At 70.9% G+C, this 4122-nt stretch carries 3 protein-coding genes; 2 read left to right on the forward strand and 1 reads right to left on the reverse strand.

What is annotated here, in order from left to right; translation table 11 throughout:
* A partial coding sequence (locus tag JHC36_RS02090; RefSeq protein WP_287915246.1) for an extracellular catalytic domain type 1 short-chain-length polyhydroxyalkanoate depolymerase occupies nt 1-1089 on the forward strand: 1089 nt, incomplete at its 5' end.
* 61 nt (nt 1090-1150) lie between these two features.
* Here JHC36_RS02090 and JHC36_RS02095 read toward each other — a convergent pair.
* Entirely contained in the window at nt 1151-1618 is a 468-nt protein-coding gene (locus JHC36_RS02095; protein WP_287915249.1) for a RidA family protein, read from the reverse strand.
* Between the two features lie 80 nt (nt 1619-1698).
* Here JHC36_RS02095 and JHC36_RS02100 point away from each other — a divergent pair.
* The coding region (locus tag JHC36_RS02100) for a DNA internalization-related competence protein ComEC/Rec2 (protein ID WP_287915252.1) at nt 1699-4122 on the forward strand (2424 nt) is incomplete at its 3' end.

Raw genomic sequence — 4122 nt, forward strand, 5'->3', positions numbered from 1 at the left:
GCCGACGTGAAATGGTGCGTTTATGCTATGAAAAAACAAGCATTTCAGGGTCGCCGGAAAGCCACGTGGCGTGCGCGCGCCGGGGTGTCTGCCCTCTCGCTGGTGCTTTCCTTGGCTGCAATGAGCCTGCCGGCGCAGGCCGAGGAGGGGCGGCTCTCGCTGCGCGAGCGCATCGCACAGCGGCGTGCGGCGACCGCGCCAACGCCAGCCGCCGCCGCGCTGCCTCTCACACCAGGCGACCATGAAATCCGCGTGGCGCATCAAGGTCTCGAGCGCAAGGTGGTGGTGCACGTGCCGCGGGCGGCCGAGGCGGGGCAGCCGCTGCCGCTGGTGCTGGCGCTGCATGGCGGGGGCGGCTTTGCCGAGTTCATGGCCGACGATACGCGCTACGGCCTCATCCGCGCGGCCGATGAAGGCGGCTTCATCGTCGCCTTCCCGAACGGCTACAGCCGCTTTGCCGGCGGGCGTCTAGCCACCTGGAATGCCGGGGCCTGCTGCGGCGACGCCCGCGACCGCCAGGTGGACGACGTGGGTTTCCTGCGCGCCGTGGTGGCGCAGCTGCAGGCGCGCGCGCCCATAGACCCTGCGCGCATCTTTGCCACCGGAATGTCCAACGGCGGCATGATGGCCTACCGGCTCGCCTGCGAGGCCTCGGACCTGTTTCGCGCCGTCGCCAGCGTGGCCGGCACCGACAACACCTTGCAGTGCACGCCGGCGCGGCCGGTATCGGTGCTGCACATCCACGCCCGCGACGACGACCATGTGCTGTTCGACGGTGGCGCCGGCCCCGGCGCTTTCCGCGACGCAAGCAAGGTCACCGACTTCACCTCGGTGCCCGAGACCATGCGCCGCTGGGCGCAGCGCGACCGCTGCGAGGGCGCGCCGCAGCGCACCCAGAGTTTCGCGGGCGCGAGCTGCGAGGCCTACGCCCGCTGCGCCCAGGGCGTGCGGGTGGAGTTGTGCGTGACCGACAGCGGCGGCCACTCCTGGCCCGGCGGCGTTACCCGCCGCGGCAAGCCATCGGCTTCGCCAGCGTTCGACGCGAGCAGCTTGATCTGGTCGTTTTTTTCGGCCAGCGCGGCGCGCTGAGCCGACCCGATGCTCAGGCTGCCCTCAAATTCGTCGCTTCTCTGCGCCGGGCGCTTTGCGTTCAGACCAGTTCGGCGATGAGCTCGATCTCCACGCACGCCCCCAGCGGAATCTGCGCCACGCCGAAGGCGCTGCGGGCGTGCGCACCCTTGGCACCGAAAACCTGGCCCAGCAGCTCCGAGCAGCCGTTGGTGACCAGGTGCTGCTCGGTGAAGTCCCCGGTGGAGTTCACCAGGCTCATCACCTTCACGATGCGCGCAACGCCGTTGAGGTCGGTGCCGGCGGCCACGCAGGCGGCGTGCAGCGTGCCCATGAGGTCGACCGCAATCGCGCGTGCCGCGGCCTGCCCCTCGGCGGTCGTGATGTCGCGCCCGAGTTGGCCGACCCAAGGCTTGCCGTCTTTCTTGGCGATGTGGCCCGACAGGAAAACCAGTTTGCCCGTCTGCACGAAGGGCACATAGGCCGCGGCAGGCGTGGCGACAGGGGGCAGGGTGATGCCGAGTTCGGCGAGTTTGTCGTAGACGTTCATGGGTCAGAGTCCTTTCAGAGTGCAGCTTCACCGACCGCGGGCCGGTGCAGACTGGCGAGTCTATGTCCTAACATCCCCGCATGGAGCGCCAGCCCCCAAGCCCAGAGACCCCAGCGCCAGCCCCGGCCTGCGGTGGCTGGGCCTTTTGGCTGGGCTCCGTGGCCTTGCTGGGCTGGGTGCTGGGTTGCGCGCTGCAACTTGGCGAGCCGGTGCTGGCCCCAGCCGGGCGCTATGCAGGGTTGCTCGCGGCCAGCCTTGGCGCAGGGCTCGCGCTGGTGTGGGTCGGGCGTCGGCGCTCGTCCAAGGCGGGGGCCGTCCTGCGTTGGGGCAGTGTCTTCGTGCTGGCGCTGGGTCTGGGTTTTTCGCAAACCGGCTTGCGGGCGGTGTGGCTGGCGCAACAGGCTTTGCCGGCCTCGCTGGAGGGCCAGCGCCTCGTGCTCACCGGGATGGTGGCGGCCATGCCCACCCGGCAGGCGCAGGGTTTGCGTTTCGTCTTCGACGTGGCCGAAGCCCGCACGCTCGCCGGTGACCCGGTGCACGTCCCTGCGCGCGTGCTTTTGGGGTGGTGGGGTGGGCCGCAGCTCGGGGCCGACGGCGAGCGCTTCGATGTGTACCGCCAGCCGGCTGACCTGCGCGCGGGCGAGGTCTGGCGTTTCACGGCGACGCTCCGGGCCCCGCACGGCAGCCGCAACCCCCACGGCTTCGACGCCGAGCTCTGGCTGTGGGAGCAGGGCATACGGGCCACCGGCAGCGTGCGCGTGGCCTTGCGCGATGCGCCGCCCCAGCGCCTGGAGGCGACCGCACGACACCCGGTGGAGCAGGCGCGCCAAGCCGTGCGCGATGCGATTGAGGACCGCGTCGGCGCGGGTTCCACGCCCGACGACGATGGGGATACCGAGGCAGCCGGGCGTGCGCGCGCGCGCATCGCCGGCGTGCTCGCGGCACTGGTGACGGGCGACCAGTCGTCCATCGAGCACGCCGACTGGGAGGTGTTTCGGACGACGGGCGTCGCGCATCTCATGAGCATTTCGGGCCTGCACATCACGCTGTTTGCCTGGGCGGCGGGCCTGGTGGTGGGCGCGCTCTGGCGGCGCAGCGCGCGGCTGTGTCTGTGGCTGCCCGCGCCGACGGCGGCGGCGGTCGGTGGGTTGCTGCTCGCCGCAGCCTACGCTGGGTTTGCCGGCTGGGGTGTGCCCGCGCAGCGCACGGTGCTGATGTTGGCGGTCATGGTGGCGCTGCGCCTGCTGGGACGGCCGTGGCCGTGGCCCACGGTGTGGCTGCTGGCCCTGGCGGTGGTGGTGGCGTTGGACCCCTGGGCCCTGCTGCAGGCGGGTTTTTGGCTGAGCTTCGTCGCGGTCGGCGTTCTGTTTGCTACGGATTTGAAAGCACAAGAAGACCGAAACACGCCGGTAAAGCGCCTGATTCTTTCCAAAGTGTCCGCTCTGCTGCGCGAGCAGGGCGTGGTCACGCTCGCGCTCACCCCGCTGACCCTGCTGCTGTTCGGACAGGTGTCGCTGGTGGGGTTGCTGGCCAATCTGGTCGCGATTCCGTGGGTGACGCTGGTGGTCACGCCGCTGGCCTTGGGCGGCGTGTTGGCGCCGCCGCTGTGGACGCTTTCGGCTTGGGAGCTGACGCCGCTGATGGCGCTGCTCGAGGCCCTCTCGGCCTTGCCTTGGGCGACGCTTTCGGTGCCCGCAGCGCCTTGGTGGGTGGGGGCGGTGGGCGTGGTGGGCGCGCTGCTCCTGGTGCTGCGCCTGCCGGTGCCGGTGCGCCTCATGGGCCTGCCGCTGCTCTTGCCCGTGCTGCTGTGGCCGGTCGCACGGCCGGCGCCCGGGCAGTTCGAACTGTTGGCCGCCGACATCGGGCAGGGCAATGCGGTGCTGGTGCGCACGGCTGGGCACACGCTGCTCTACGACAGCGGCCCGCGGTTCTCCAGCGAAAGCGATGCCGGCACACGCGTGCTGGTGCCGCTGCTGCGGGCGCTGGGCGAGCCGGTGGACATGGTGTTGCTCAGCCACCGCGACGCCGACCACACCGGCGGCGCGCGCGCCGTGCTGCGCATGCAGCCGCGGGCGACGCTGCTGAGTTCCATCGAGCCCGAGCATGAACTGCAGGCCGTGCGTCCGGCCACCCGCTGCGTCGCGGGCCAACGCTGGGTGTGGGACGGCGTGCGCTTCGAGGTGTTGCATCCCGTGCCCGAGGACTACGCCACCGCGCGCAAGACGAACGCCTTGAGCTGCGTGCTGCACGTCGACAACGGCGAAAACCGCGCGCTGCTGGTGGGCGACATCGAGGCCGCTCAGGAAGCGGCGGTGCTTGCGCGCGCCGGGCTGCGCATGCAGCCGCGGGCGACGCTGCTGAGTTCCATCGAGCCTGAGCATGAACTGCAGGCCGTGCGTCCGGCCACCCGCTGCGTCGCGGGCCAACGCTGGGTGTGGGACGGCGTGCGCTTCGAGGTGTTGCATCCCGTGCCCGAGGACTACGCCACCGCGCGCAAGACGAAC

This window comes from Tibeticola sp., assembly GCF_022759015.1.
GTDB lineage: Bacteria > Pseudomonadota > Gammaproteobacteria > Burkholderiales > Burkholderiaceae_C > Tibeticola > Tibeticola sediminis.

Coding starts and splice junctions, on each gene's coding strand:
- JHC36_RS02095 (WP_287915249.1), bottom strand. CDS start 1,618: ATGAACGTCTACGACAAACTCGCCGAACTCGGCATCACCCTGCCCCCT.